At 71.2% G+C, this 12,560-nt stretch carries 12 protein-coding genes; 10 read left to right on the forward strand and 2 right to left on the reverse strand.

Annotation, left to right across the window (positions count from 1 at the left end; genetic code table 11):
• Nucleotides 1–69: 69 nt before the first annotated feature.
• From AB0D45_RS00310 to AB0D45_RS00350, 9 genes are all read left to right on the forward strand, one after another.
• Entirely contained in the window at nt 70–1,440 is a 1,371-nt protein-coding gene (locus AB0D45_RS00310) for a CpaF/VirB11 family protein (protein WP_362454481.1), read from the forward strand.
• Nucleotides 1,437–2,375: a type II secretion system F family protein gene (locus tag AB0D45_RS00315; protein WP_362454483.1), complete on the forward strand. Its 939-nt coding sequence runs from the start codon at nt 1,437–1,439 to the stop codon at nt 2,373–2,375. Before AB0D45_RS00310 ends, AB0D45_RS00315 begins: the two co-directional genes overlap by 4 nt.
• Nucleotides 2,372–3,259 carry a type II secretion system F family protein gene (locus AB0D45_RS00320; protein ID WP_362454484.1) on the forward strand — a complete coding sequence of 296 codons (888 nt, stop codon included), beginning with the start codon at nt 2,372–2,374 and terminating at the stop codon, nt 3,257–3,259. The genes AB0D45_RS00315 and AB0D45_RS00320 overlap by 4 nt, the downstream gene beginning before the upstream one ends.
• Nucleotides 3,260–3,281: 22 nt before the next feature.
• On the forward strand, nt 3,282–3,482 hold the full coding sequence (locus AB0D45_RS00325; RefSeq protein ID WP_362454486.1) for a hypothetical protein: 201 nt from the start codon (nt 3,282–3,284) through the stop codon (nt 3,480–3,482).
• Nucleotides 3,483–3,601: 119 nt separating this feature from the next.
• Complete coding sequence (locus tag AB0D45_RS00330; protein ID WP_362454738.1) at nt 3,602–3,988, forward strand: TadE family protein; 387 nt, start codon at nt 3,602–3,604, stop codon at nt 3,986–3,988.
• Nucleotides 3,985–4,446 (forward strand): TadE/TadG family type IV pilus assembly protein, encoded by a 462-nt coding sequence (locus AB0D45_RS00335; protein ID WP_362454488.1) that lies wholly within the window; start codon nt 3,985–3,987, stop codon nt 4,444–4,446. Before AB0D45_RS00330 ends, AB0D45_RS00335 begins: the two co-directional genes overlap by 4 nt.
• Nucleotides 4,447–4,449: 3 nt before the next feature.
• Nucleotides 4,450–4,896, forward strand: coding sequence for a hypothetical protein (locus AB0D45_RS00340; RefSeq protein WP_362454490.1), 447 nt, complete (start codon nt 4,450–4,452; stop codon nt 4,894–4,896).
• A 28-nt stretch (nt 4,897–4,924) separates the two neighbouring features.
• Entirely contained in the window at nt 4,925–8,197 is a 3,273-nt protein-coding gene (locus AB0D45_RS00345; RefSeq protein ID WP_362454492.1) for a LysM peptidoglycan-binding domain-containing protein, read from the forward strand.
• 1,170 nt (nt 8,198–9,367) lie between these two features.
• Nucleotides 9,368–9,700 carry a helix-turn-helix transcriptional regulator gene (locus AB0D45_RS00350; protein ID WP_362454494.1) on the forward strand — a complete coding sequence of 111 codons (333 nt, stop codon included), beginning with the start codon at nt 9,368–9,370 and terminating at the stop codon, nt 9,698–9,700.
• A gap of 351 nt (nt 9,701–10,051) precedes the next feature.
• Here the strand turns inward: AB0D45_RS00350 and AB0D45_RS00355 are convergent, their stop codons facing one another.
• Nucleotides 10,052–10,516 (reverse strand): hypothetical protein, encoded by a 465-nt coding sequence (locus AB0D45_RS00355; protein ID WP_362454496.1) that lies wholly within the window; start codon nt 10,514–10,516, stop codon nt 10,052–10,054.
• 2 nt (nt 10,517–10,518) lie between these two features.
• Nucleotides 10,519–10,947, reverse strand: coding sequence for a matrixin family metalloprotease (locus tag AB0D45_RS00360; protein WP_362454498.1), 429 nt, complete (start codon nt 10,945–10,947; stop codon nt 10,519–10,521).
• A gap of 1,297 nt (nt 10,948–12,244) precedes the next feature.
• Between AB0D45_RS00360 and AB0D45_RS00365 the strand changes: the two genes are divergently transcribed.
• The gene (locus tag AB0D45_RS00365; protein ID WP_362454500.1) at nt 12,245–12,427 is read left to right on the forward strand and encodes a hypothetical protein; all 183 of its coding nucleotides are present in this window, start codon (nt 12,245–12,247) and stop codon (nt 12,425–12,427) included.
• Nucleotides 12,428–12,560 lie beyond the last annotated feature (133 nt).

Genomic DNA, 12,560 nt, shown 5'->3' on the forward strand with positions numbered 1-12,560 from the left:
CCGGCTCCCTCAGCGGGGCCCGGCGCCGGTGCGCCGCAGCTGCCTCAGCCGGCGCTCCCGGCGGCTGTCGTGGTGGATTACGCGGCGGTGCGGCTGATCAAGAAGCAGGTCGGGGAGCGGTTGACCGAGCTGCTGCGTGCCCGGCCGGGTCTGAGCCAGGCCGCGCAGGAGCAGCAGGGCCGCCACCTGATCAATGAGCAGGTGGCGGTGTGGTCGGACGCCGAGGCCGTCAAGCGCGGGACGGCCACCGGCCCGGGCGAGGACGCGGCCATCGCGCAGGCCGTGTTCGACCTGCAGTTCCGGGCCGGGCGCCTGCAGCAGCACCTGGACAACACACTGGTGGAGAACATCTTCATCAACGGATACGAAGACGTGTGGCTGGACTTCACCGACGGCCGCCGCGTGCAGGTGGCACCGGTCGCGGACTCCGACGAGGAGCTGCGCGAACTCCTGCGGGACCTGGCCCGGCGCACCACCGGCCAGGCCGAGCGGAGCCTGTCGACGGCGGACCCGTTCCTGGCGCTGCGGCTGGCCGACGGGTCACGGCTGCAGGCGGTCATCGACGTCACCCCGGGCACGTATGTGACGATCCGCCGGCACAGCATGCGCCACGCCGACCTGCCCGAGCTCGTGAACCGCGGGATGCTCGACACCACGCTGGAGGCGTTCTTGCGGGCGTGCGTGCGCGCGGAGAAGAACGTCATGATCGTGGGCGGTCAGGCCGCCGGCAAGACGACCCTGCTGCGGGCGCTCCTGAAGGAGATCGACCCGGACGAGCGGTTCGCCACGCTGGAGACCGAGTACGAGCTGTTCGCCCACGAGAACGGGCACCACCGGCAGGTGGTGCCGATGGAGGCCCGCGAGTCCAACGGCGAAATGGTCGCCGGCAACGCGGCCGGCGAGATCACGCTGATGGACCTGATGTACCGGGCGCTGCGTATGACGTTGACGCGGATCGTGGTCGGCGAGGTCCGCGGCCCGGAGATCGTGGCCATGCTCCAGGCGATGACCAACGGCGCGGGCGGCAACCTGTGCACCCTGCACGCCATCCACCCGTCCGTGGTGTTCGACCGGATCGCCGAGCTGTACCTGCTGGCGCAGGCGAACATGTCGGAGTCGCTGGCCTACCGGCAGGCCGCGAACGGGCTGCACTTCATCGTGTTCGTGTCCTCCATCGACGAGACGAAAATCGGCGGGCACCGGCACCGGTTCGTCTCCCACGTCCTGGAGGTCACCGGGATCGGCGAAGGCGGCCGCCCGGAGACCAACCAGATCTTCGGGCCACGCCCGGAATGGGGTGAGCACCGCGCCGTGCCCTTGATGCTGCCGCGGTGCATCAACGACCTGCGTCGCGCCGGCTTCGACGCGGAGCTGCTGAACGAGCAGGCCGGGGCCTGGGGCGCGGCGCTTGCGCTGCTGGTTTCTGAGGGGGCGCTGTGACAGTGCTGTGGTGGGTGCTCGCCGGGCTCTTGGTGGCGGGCGGCCTGGTCGGCCTGGTGGCCGGCGTCGTCGGCACGACCGCCCCCAAGGGGCCCGGGCTGGCCGAGCGGGTGCGGGCCGGGCGGAACCTGGCGACCCGGGACGAGCGGATGGCGCGTCGTACGCGGCTTGCCGGCGGGGCGCTGGCCGGGGTGCTGCTGTGGCTGGTCACGGGGGTGTTCGTGGCCGGGGCCATGGTGTTCCTCGCGGTGATCGGGGTGCCGTGGCTGCTGGCGCCGACGAAGTCGGCCACCGCCCGTATCGGAAAGCTCGAGGCGCTCGGGGACTGGACCCAGCGCCTGGCCAACACGCTCCGGCTGGGCCGGGGCCTGGACGAGGCGTTGCAGATCTCCCGGCGCGGGTGTCCTGAGGACATCGCCGGTGAGGTCGCCGATCTCGTGGACCGGCTCCAGGTCGGGTGGCGGCCCACCGACGCGCTGCGCGCCTTCGGCGACGCCCTGGCTGATGTGACGGCCGACAAGGTCGTGGCGGCGCTGGTGCTGTCGGCGGCCGACCGGGGGCCCGGGCTCGCGCAGGCGCTGGACGACCTCGCCGAGTCCGTCCACGAGGAGGTCGCCCGGCGCCGCGGCATCGAGGCCGACCGCGCCAAGCCCCGCACCACGATGCGGTGGATGACCATCATCACCCTCGGCGTCATCGGCGCCGGGTTCCTGGTGCCCTCCTACACCGCCCCGTACGGGACGATGCTGGGCCAGCTGGTCCTGGCCGTGCTCATGGCCGCCTTCGTCGGGGTCCTGGCGATGATGCGGCAGATCGCCGACATCAAGCCCGTTCCCCGCTTCCTGATCGCCGACCCCCGCAGCGCCGTCACCCCCGCGGCCGCCGTTGATGACGGCGAAGAGGTATCCGAGTCGGCTGTGGAGGTGCGGGCATGATGCCGGTCGCGGTGATCCTGTCCGGAGCGGCCATCGGCGCCGGCGGCGCTCTGCTGATCCGTGAAGTCCTGCGGCCCGCCCCGGCCCTCGGGCCGGCGCTGCGACGCCTCAACCAGCCCGCGGCCCTGTCCGCCGCGGCCGACCACCAGGCACTGGACCGCGACGAGCGGTGGGGGCGTTGGCTGCTCGAGCGCCTGGCCGACGTGCCGGGCGTAAGAATCCCGTACAAGGACCTGGCCCTGACCGGCAGCACCCCGGCCAAGTTCGTCCTGACCAAGGTGGCACTCGCCGGCGGCGGCCTGCTCCTGCCGCCCCTGTCCACCATCCCGCTCCTGCTGCTCGGGCTGCCGCTGTACCTGCCCGCGATCGTCGCCCTCCTGGCGGCCGCAGTGCTGTGGTTCGCACCCGATCTCGCGCTGCGCGACAAGGCCAAGCGGGCACGGGCGGAGTTCGCCCACGCCATGGCCGCCTACCTCGACCTGGTGGCACTGCGCCGGGCCGGCAACGTCTCCGCCGAGCAGGCCATGGAACAGGCCGCGCAGGTCGGCCGCGGGTGGGCGTTCCAGCGGATCCAGGCAGCGCTGGCCCAGTCCCGGGTGGACAAGGTGGCGCACTGGGAGTCGCTGGCCCGCCTGACCGCCGAACTCGACCTGCCCGTGATGGACGACCTCGCCGCGATCATGCGGCAGTCCGCCGACGACGGCGCCTCCGTCTACGCCACCCTCCGCTCGCGCGCGAAGAACCTGCGCACCGAGCTCCTGGCCGCCCAGGCGGCCGACGCCAACGCGAACAGCGAGAAGATGACCGCCCCCGGCGCCCTGCTGGCCGTCCTGGTCATGCTCCTGATCGCGTTCCCCGCCATCATCCGCATGCTCACCACCTGACCGCCCACGAGGGAGAAACGTCATGACCAAGCTCGCCGTCCGCCTGTCCGTCGCCCTGCGCTCCCACTGGCAGGACATCAAGGATCACAGCTCCAAGGACCGGGGCGACATCTCCATCACCACGATCATCATTTGGGTCGCCGCCGTCACCGGCGCCCTCGTCATCGCCGGGACCATCGGCGTGGTGGTCACCAAGTACAACGGCAAGCTGTCCGGCATCTGACAGCCCGACAGCGACGCGAAACGCAGAGAGGGGGAGTGGTGGCAGGACGCTGGGCCGGGGACCGGCCGAAGAGGCCAGGGCGCGTTCCCGGCAGCGCCGGCGCGTGCCGCTGGGGCCGGTTGCGGGGCGGGGCCGGGGACCGGGGTGAGGCGTCGATCCAGATGGCGATCGTGTTCCCGTTCGTCATCCTGATCACGGTCGCGGTCGTCCAGGCCGCGATGTGGTTCCACGCCCGCAGCATCGCCCTGACCGCCGCCCGTGAAGGCGTCGCCGCCGCCCGCGTCTACCAGGCCCCCGAAGGCGCGGGCGCCGCCCGGGCCCGCGAAGCCCTGGGACGGATCGCCGGCGACAGCCTCGCCTCCAGCGCCGTCAGCACCTCCGGCAGCAGCACAACCGAGGTCCGGGTGACCGTGACCGGCACGGCGCCCTCCCTGATCCCGGGCCTGTCGGGTCTGAGCGTCTCCCAGACGGCCGGGGCGCCCCGTGAACGGTGGACCACCCCATGACCCTCACCGCACAGGCGAGACGGTTGCTGGCCCTGGCCCGCCAGGACCGGGGCAGCGAGACCATCGCGGCCGCCATCGTGACCCCCCTGCTGATCATGCTGCTGTGCCTGGCCATCGCGGGCGGGCGGATCGTCACCTCCGGTGCGAAGATCGACGCGGCCGCCGAAGACGCGGCCCGCGCCGCCTCCATCTCCCGCACCTACGGCGCGGCCCAGTCCGAAGCGTCCGCCGCGGCCGCCCGCTCCCTTGACGACCAGGGCCTCCACTGCGCCTCCTCGAGCACCAGCGTGGACGTTTCCGGACTGGCCGTACCGATCGGGCAGGTCGGCACCGTCACCGTGACCATCACCTGCACCGTCGCCATGGCCGACCTGCTGCTCCCCGGTGTCCCCGGATCCAAGACCCTGACCAGCACGTTCACCTCCATCGTGGACGCCTACCGCTCCCGGGAGGGCTGAGGCATGCAGACCGTTCGAAGCCGGGCGGCCGGCCGTCTGCGCGAGGACCGGGGCGGGATCGCCGTCTACACCGCGATCACCACCGTGGCACTGCTGGCCATCATCGGCCTGGCCATCGACGGCGGCGGGAAACTCCGCGCGACCGAACGCGCGGACGCCGTCGCCATGGAAGCCGCCCGCGCGGCCGGTCAGGCCATCGACCCCGCCGCGGCCATCACCGGCACAGGAATCCGGGTCGACCCGGCCGCCGCCCAGGCCGCCGCCCAGGCCTACCTCGCCCGCACCGGCACCGAGGGCAGCGCGAGCCTGTCCGCCGACGGAACCCAGCTCACCGTCACCGTCCACGGCACCTATCCCACGGTGTTCCTGTCCATCGCCGGCATCGGATCCATGGACGTCACCGGCCACGCCAGCGCGCGCCTGCTGCACGGCGTCACCCAGCCCCAATAGCCCCGCACCCCAGCGAAAAGGACCGGCGATGCCGAAGCCCACCCCCGACCGCACCCCGCCATCACGCCGGAGCGGATCCCAGACGGCGGCCGCACTGCTGCGCGGCGTGCTGTCCCTGGCCGTTCTGGCCCTGCTGCTGGCCGGACTGCCCGTCCTGCTGTGGTGGGCCACCACCCTGGTCGGACCCCCCGGTGTGGCCGCGCTCTGGCACCTGCTGTCGACCGAGGATTCCGGGCAGGTGTTCCTGCTGGGCCTGGCCGTCGCCGGGTGGGTGGGGTGGGTGTGCTTCACCGGTGCGGTCCTGCTGGAGATCCCCGCCCAGCTCCGCGGCCGCAGGGCCCCGCAGATCCGGGGCCTGGTCGGGCAGCGGGCCGCGGCCGCCCTGGTCGGCGCCGTCCTGCTGGCCCTGCCCACGGGAACCGCCCTCGCCGCCCCCACCACCGCCGCTCCCGCCGCCACCCCCACGGGCGTCACCGCCTCCCCCACACCCGGCGGCGCCGAGACCGCACCGCGCAGCGCAGCGGCCGGCTCGTCGAGCACGGCCGTGACGTACACGGTCCGCGATCTGCGGCCCGCGGAAAGCCTGTGGTCCATCGCCCAGCAGACGCTCGGCAGCGGGGAGCGGTGGACGGACATCGCCGCACTCAACGACGGCCGCACCATGGCAGACGGCACGGTCTTCGACGCCGAGCGGCCCATCCAGCCGGGATGGGTGCTCACCCTGCCCGCCGGCGCCACCATCCCCTCCGCCCCGGCAACGGGCGCCGGCACAGCAGGAGAGGGGAGCGCGCCGCACGGCGCCGGCCAGGTCCGGTACACGGTCCGCGACGGGGACAGCCTCTCCTCCATCGCGGCTGACCAGCTGGGCGACCCCGACCGCCATCAGGAAATCTTCGACCTGAACCAGGGCCAGCCTCTTCCCGGCGGCGACACCTTCAACAACCCCGATCTGATCTATCCCGGACAACAGCTCACCCTCCCCCACACCGCAGGAACCGAGACCCCCGCCCCGTCCCCGCACACCCCCGAGCCCGGACCGGCCACGCCACCGGCCACCGCCCCGCCGGCGGCGACGGCGCCCCCGCAGACGGCGCCACCCGCCACTTCGCCTTCCGCACCGGCCGCCGCGCCATCGGCCCAGCTCCCGACGCGGACACCTGCGGCCGCCTCGCCGGCCCCGAGCTCCTCCCCCGCCCAGGCGCCAGCCCCCGACGCCCCACGTACGCTGAGCGCCACGGCCGGCGTGAACTGGGCGGTGGTAGCGGGACTCGGGACGCTGCTGGCCGCGTCCCTGGCAGGCGCTCTGGGCGTGCGCCGGATTCTGCAACAACGCCAGCGCCGCGCGGGCCAGACCATCGCCCAGGACAACGACCCCAACACCCTCGAACAGCTCCTGACAGCAGCAGGCGAGCCCGCCGGCGTCGAAATCCTCGACCGCATCCTGCGCGCCCTCGCCCACCAGGCCGCCACCGACGAACGCGTGCTGCCCACCCTGCGCGGCGTGCTCCTGGCAGGCAAGGAGGTCCGGATGCTCCTGGACGAGCCAGCCGACCCCCTAGCCCCGTTCACCGCAGGGCCCGACAGCCGTACCTGGACCCTGGACCCCGCAGCCGTTCTCCCGGATCCCGAAGCCCTGAAAGACGTCGAGGCCCCCTACCCGGGCCTGGTCTCCCTCGGCGCCCATCAGGACGGGCTCCTGCTGGCCGACCTGACCACCTGCGACATCCTTCTCCTGGACGGCACCCCGGAGGAGGTCCTCGAAGTCGCCCGCGCTCTGGCCCTGGAACTGGGAACGTCAGGGTGGACCGACTACAGCGAGATCCTCACCGCCGGCCTCGGCAGCCGCCTGGCCCAGCTCCTGCCGCAGGGCCGGATCCGCACCATGCCCCACCTGCCGGCCGTCGCCGCCGACCTTGGCGAACTCCTCCTCGAAGCCCACCAGAGCGGCGAGCAGGTCCTGCCATGGCTGATGATCGGCGCCGGCGACCACGATGGGGAACACCTGGCCCAGCTCGCCGATGCTCTGGCTGCCGCCCGGGACCTGAAGACCGCCGTCGTCCTGCCTGCGAGCGAGGCGGCCCGGCGCGTCTTCCCGCACGCCGAGATCATCGACGTCACGACAGGGCAGGAAGCCCTCCTCGCCCCGCTCGGCCTGCCCGTCACCCTGCAACGCATCACCGACGAGCAGTACCGGCAGTACGTCCACGCCCTGCAGATCTCCACCCAGGACCCAGTACCGGCTTCCGGCGCATGGGAACTCGCCGAGAGCCACGACCAGGCAGCCGCCAACGGGCAGCCTCTGACCCTACGGTCCACCACCGCCGACGCCCAGGACCCCGGCAACCCCTTCCCCGCACTCATCACCGCCTCCCCGGCCACCGCCCCCCAGCCCGTCAGCGACCAAGGCACCCCCGAAGCCATGCAGCCAGCAGCAGACGGGCCAGAGACGGCGACGGACACGGCAGAGGCCAACGAGACGGGCCAGGCCGCCACCAACAAGGCGCAGGTACCCACCCAAACCGCCGCCACCGTGCCCGCCCAGGCCACCGACGAGCAAGCACCTGTCCGCATCGACATGCTCGGCCCCCTGCGCATCACCGGCACCGCCGCCACCGCCCACGGCCCCCGCACCGCCGCCCTCGCAGCCCTCATCCACCTGCGCCCCGGACGCGGCACCGAGTACCTGTGCCAGGCCATGGACCCCGTCAACCCCTGGTCCACCCGCACCCTGCACTCCCGGCTGTCCGAACTGCGCAACGTCCTCGGCCTCACCAGCGACGGCCACCCGCTGCTTCCGCGCCCCAAAAACGGCGCCGGGTACGTCCTGCACCCCTCGGTCACCTCGGACTGGGCCGAGTTCAAAACCCTGGCCACCCGAGGCCTGGCCGCCGGCCCCGGGGCCGGCACCGCCGACCTGGAAACGGCCATGGCGCTGGTCCGCGGCCGCCCCTTCGAAGGCCGGACCCTGCCCTGGGCAGACCCCGTCATCCAGGAAATGCTGGCGCGGATCACCGACACCGCCCACACCCTCGCCCGCTGGCACACCGACGGCGACACCCCCGACCTCGACGCCGCCCGCCGCACCATCCAGCGAGCCCTCGAGATCGAGGAAACCTCCGAAGTCCTCCACCGAGACCTCCTGCGCATCGAGTCGACTGCCGGCGACCACGCCGCCGTGCGGAAGGCGGTCGCACGCATCCAGCAAATGGCCCGCACCTACGACATCACCCTCGACGACACCACCGAGAACACGATCAGCGAAGTCCTTGCCGGTGCTATGCCGCGGCCGACACGGGCTTGAGGCGGCCCATCCCGGAGCAAACGAGCGGGCCCAACCCAACTGCCGTCCGCGCACACTGACCTTCGCTATCACCGACCGGTGGTGGCGCCCTGCGCCCTGTGGCGAGTCGCCCGGCATCACCCTGGCGACTGCCCCAGGTACCGGGCCCGTTTGTGGGTCTGCTCAGCAACGAGGTATCTACGCAACTGGGAGCCCTGCGGGCACCACATCTCCCGAGGGCACCGGTCGCAGGAGGCGACGTGCCTGGTGTAGTTAGAGGCCGCCACCGTGGAGCTACGGCCGTCCTCGGGCCCCTCGGCCGGAAGGACCACCCTGCCGTGACGCCCGCTCTGCCCTGTAGTCGACGGCAAGGCCCCATCCACCTGAGGCTGACACACCACCTCATCCATCTCCTGGTGGAAGGCTTGGTGAAACCTGGTAGGGGCGTCAGGTGACGCCCCCTGATCCGTCACATGACGCTCTCTGTTCGCATCATGTGACGCCTCCTCAATCGTCGCTTCAGGACGTACGGGGGCGTCACGTGACACCCTCAGCTCCTGATTCGGGTTCCGGTCAGGCGGTGTCACGTGACGCCCCAGAACCTGTGCCCGCTTGTGCCGGAGCCTGCGGTCGTGTGCGGAACTGGACAGCACGGCTACTACCCTGGCCCAGGCAATGCCATGGCCTGTAGCAGTGTTGACGCCAAGTGGGAGCAAGCAGGCGTAGGTGGCGGGTTTGGGGTGCCGGCCTCCCCGGGCATTGGCTGTCTTGCGAATCAGGCAGACCGCCTCCGCAGCAAGGAGCACCTTCTGCACGGTTTCCTTACTGCACCGGCCGATCGCCATGAGGGTGTCGGTTCCCAGGAAGGCATTCGTACCGTCTTCGTCTGCCGCCTGGCCAACCGCCTGCAAGATCGCGAAGAAGGACGCGCCGAGGCTCTTCCACTCGGGCTGCTCCCTGGTCGCCTTCGGAACGTGCTTTGCGGAGCGCAGTAAGAACCAGCGCCAGGCGTGGGCGGGCGCCCAGCCATGCCGGATTCCCTCAGACACGGCGAGATTCGGTCCGTCAGTCATGGCTCCAAGCTACCAACAGAGTTTCTCTCTAAGCAACCTAAGCGCTCTGTCGGATACATGGATTCCATCAGCCGACTATGGTCTCCGACATCGAATCCGGGATCGATATGATGGCCCCATGGAGAAGACCGCGAAGCAGGCCCGAGAAGCCGTGACCGAGCTCGAGCTCAGGTTCATCGAGGCCGTAGAACACGGACGACTCCGCGCGGAACTCACCTATGAGCAGCTCGGCCGCTACCTCGGCATGTCTAAAAGCCAGATCAGCAAACGTCAGGACGGCCAGATCACCTACAGCCTCCGCGACATGCACCACATCAGCCGGCTGCTAGGCATCGACCCCCTCGTCATGGCAGCCGGACTCGGCAGCTGGCTCAACGACGTCCAACCCGACCAAGTCCATGACCGCCTCAACACGCTTTCCACCAGCGCCGACCCCGACACCGCCCCCTGAAAAAGAAGCACCCTGGCCAAGGCAGCGCCGACGACGTGCCGCGGTACGTCCCGGGTGGTCAGGCGGGCCCACCCCGTCAGAGGTCGATCGCACATACCCAGCCGCGGCTGCCGGTCGAGATGGTCGCGCACCACTCGGGCATCCGCCCGACCCAGTTCGTTCCGCCGGACCCGTCGAGCGGCACGACAGGTGGCTGACCGCTGGGCGATCACCGCGGATCCAGGGTCATGGGCCGCCGTACCTGGGGGCTCTTCCCGGCGCCTCTGCGTTCCTCCGCTTCCAAGGATGGCCCCGGCGGAGGCGGAGAACGCAATGTCCGGGTATATGGAGGCCGCGGCACGGCTGGAGCGTCTACAGCGCGGGCTCCAGGGCGGCGGTCCAAGTGGCGATGTCCGTCTCGCTGGCCGGTCGGGGGTCGGCGTCGTAGAGCTGGGCGACGCCTTCCTCGGGGCGGGTTGCGGGGTTGGTGGCCCACACGTATGTCTGGCCCACGAGGTACTTGTGCCCGCTCTCGTCGCTCTGGCTGACCAGCATCTCCCCCATGGCATTGCCCTTGAGGACGCGGTCGACGCGGACGCGGTAGGCGTCGGAGGGCAGGCCTTCGACGGTCCGTCGGCCGAGGTCTTCCAGGACGGTTCCGGTGAAGACCGCTGCGGCTTCGGGGGCGACCAGGTTCGGGTCGGTGGTGTCGAAGGCGTGGACGGCTTCGCTCTGCGTGGTGCGCGCGGCACGGTACTGGTCCCAGCCGACCCAGGCCCCGCCGGCCAGGGCGGCCGCGGCGCCGGCCGAGACGGCGGCGACGAGAAGCTTCTTCATGGTCATCCCCACAGCTGGTGGTAGTACGCACGGTCGGTGGTGGTGATCTGGTCGATGCCGGCGCGCGCGGCCTCGGCGTTGTCGGCCCACATGATGGAGGCGACCTGGGTGCTCTTGTGGCAGAAGCCGAGGGCGTGGCCGAGTTCGTGGGTGGCGACGCGGCGCCGGTGCGCGATCGTTCCGCGGACGGCTCCGTCGTCGAGGTAGAAGCGGTTCATGGTGACGCTGTCCGTGCCAGGGAGTCCGGTCCAGCGGGCGAGGACGTTTTTCCAGTCGCCTCCGCTGGAGCGGGTGTCGTTCCACTCCAGGTCCGCAACCTCGGAGGCGGAGTCCGGGTGGAAGGTGACCTGTTTGAGGTTGCCGCTGGTCCACTGGCCGACCGCGTAGGTGCGGGCGTCATCGAAGACCGTCTCGTCCTCCCAGGCGATCACGCCTTGGTCGACGGATGATCTCCCTCGGGAGTCCTGTCCGGAAGGTACGCAGGCCTGAGGCGCCTGCCCGAGGGCGGGGGCCGGGTGCGGTAGCGACAGCAGGACCGCCGCGGCGGTCGCCGCCGCAAAGCCGGTGAGGGAGAACACCACCCACTAAATCTACTGAAAGTTGCCCGTCGGACACAATCTGTTACTACGGATTCGGAGGTGGCCTTTGTGGCATGGCCTGCACGGCAGGATCGCCAGCATGGAGGCTTGGCGGGAGTTGGTCTCTTGGTCGTGCGGTCGCGCAGACCGCCCTCGATCGGGGCAGGGAGGTGACGGTGCGCAGCCGGGGCCGTTCCGGCGTCGCGCCAGAGGGCGCCCGTACAGTCCACGGCGACCGGACGTTGACCCCGGACCTGCTCCGCTTGGCCGGGAAAGGACCGTGGGACGCGGTGATGGACACGTCTGCTTCCGAGATGGCTCCGCGCCACGTTCCAGCTGGTGCCCGAGCTCTCGAACCCGTCGCCGGCCGGTACGTGTTCGATCCAGTCAGCGATGGTCGTCCTCGGTCTGGACGCGCGCAGAACCGGGTGGTGAGGACCGCGAGTGAACTTGCTCGCGGCGTGGCGGCGGCGCTGCTCGCCCAATTGGAGGGGAAGAACGGGGTTGAGACCTTGGGCGGCTTCTACGGTGTCAACGCCGGGCCCGTTGTGGCCGACACGACTTGCGACCAGGGCGGGGATGGCGGTGTAGCCGATAATGCCGCTCGCGGCAGCTGTTCTACACGGAGGCCGACTGCGTGAAAGCGTCCAGGAAGTCCCGGTGCCGTGCTCGTCCGCAGTACTTCGTCCCGACCGACAAGTCGAGCCCCCAGGGACCGCTGCGGAGGCTCTCGGTCACCCTTTAGGGTCGCTGTAGCCCGTGCCGGAGCGGAGTGTGCGGGACAGGCCCCGGTCCCCGTGACGGGACGCAGTACGGCCGAGGCCGTCACTCCCGCCTGTCGGAGCCTCCCGGTACGCGGACAGGATCACGTCCATGGAAGAGTGCGGGTAGTCACGACACGGGGGGCGTCGGGGACCGGGGCGCCGGGCGGGGTGCCCTGTCGATGCTCGCCGCGCCGATCGAGCCGTACGCGGCGACCCCGGAGCAGGCGCAGCGCCGTGTCCGCGCGGCGCCGGCGCCCGGCAGGGACTGAAGGGACCGGCCACCCGATGACGCGCGCATCAACCGGCATCGCCGCCTCGTGGATCGCCCTTCTGCGGGCCGGTGACTTCGGCCGGCCTACCGCGTTGTCTCCGGCATGGATGAGGGTGTGCTGGACCTGTTGGATTCGCTGCTGGACGGGGTGCCCGAGCCGCGTCTGCGGCTGCTGGCCGAGGATGAGGCGCGGGCTCTGATGGTGCTGCTCGGGGTGCTGGAGGTGGAGGCCCTGTCGGAGGATGTCCGTCGGGCTGCCGGGGACATGAGGTTTCGGATCGGGTCCCGGTTGGCGTGACGGCACAGACCTTGGACGGGTAGATCATCACGCCGTCGACTGTGGGCACGCACCCCGCGCCCTCCCACAGCTCACAGGTGACGCCGTCGGCACAGCCCGCCTAATCCTCACGGAACGGGGCCCGTGCGCTTCA

It is taken from the genome of Streptomyces sp. NPDC048352 (assembly GCF_040651895.1).
Lineage (GTDB): Bacteria > Actinomycetota > Actinomycetes > Streptomycetales > Streptomycetaceae > Streptomyces.

Coding starts and splice junctions, on each gene's coding strand:
- AB0D45_RS00345 (WP_362454492.1), top strand. CDS start 4,925: ATGCCGAAGCCCACCCCCGACCGCACCCCGCCATCACGCCGGAGCGGA.
- AB0D45_RS00335 (WP_362454488.1), top strand. CDS start 3,985: ATGACCCTCACCGCACAGGCGAGACGGTTGCTGGCCCTGGCCCGCCAG.
- AB0D45_RS00340 (WP_362454490.1), top strand. CDS start 4,450: ATGCAGACCGTTCGAAGCCGGGCGGCCGGCCGTCTGCGCGAGGACCGG.
- AB0D45_RS00320 (WP_362454484.1), top strand. CDS start 2,372: ATGATGCCGGTCGCGGTGATCCTGTCCGGAGCGGCCATCGGCGCCGGC.
- AB0D45_RS00355 (WP_362454496.1), bottom strand. CDS start 10,516: ATGAAGAAGCTTCTCGTCGCCGCCGTCTCGGCCGGCGCCGCGGCCGCC.
- AB0D45_RS00325 (WP_362454486.1), top strand. CDS start 3,282: ATGACCAAGCTCGCCGTCCGCCTGTCCGTCGCCCTGCGCTCCCACTGG.
- AB0D45_RS00350 (WP_362454494.1), top strand. CDS start 9,368: ATGGAGAAGACCGCGAAGCAGGCCCGAGAAGCCGTGACCGAGCTCGAG.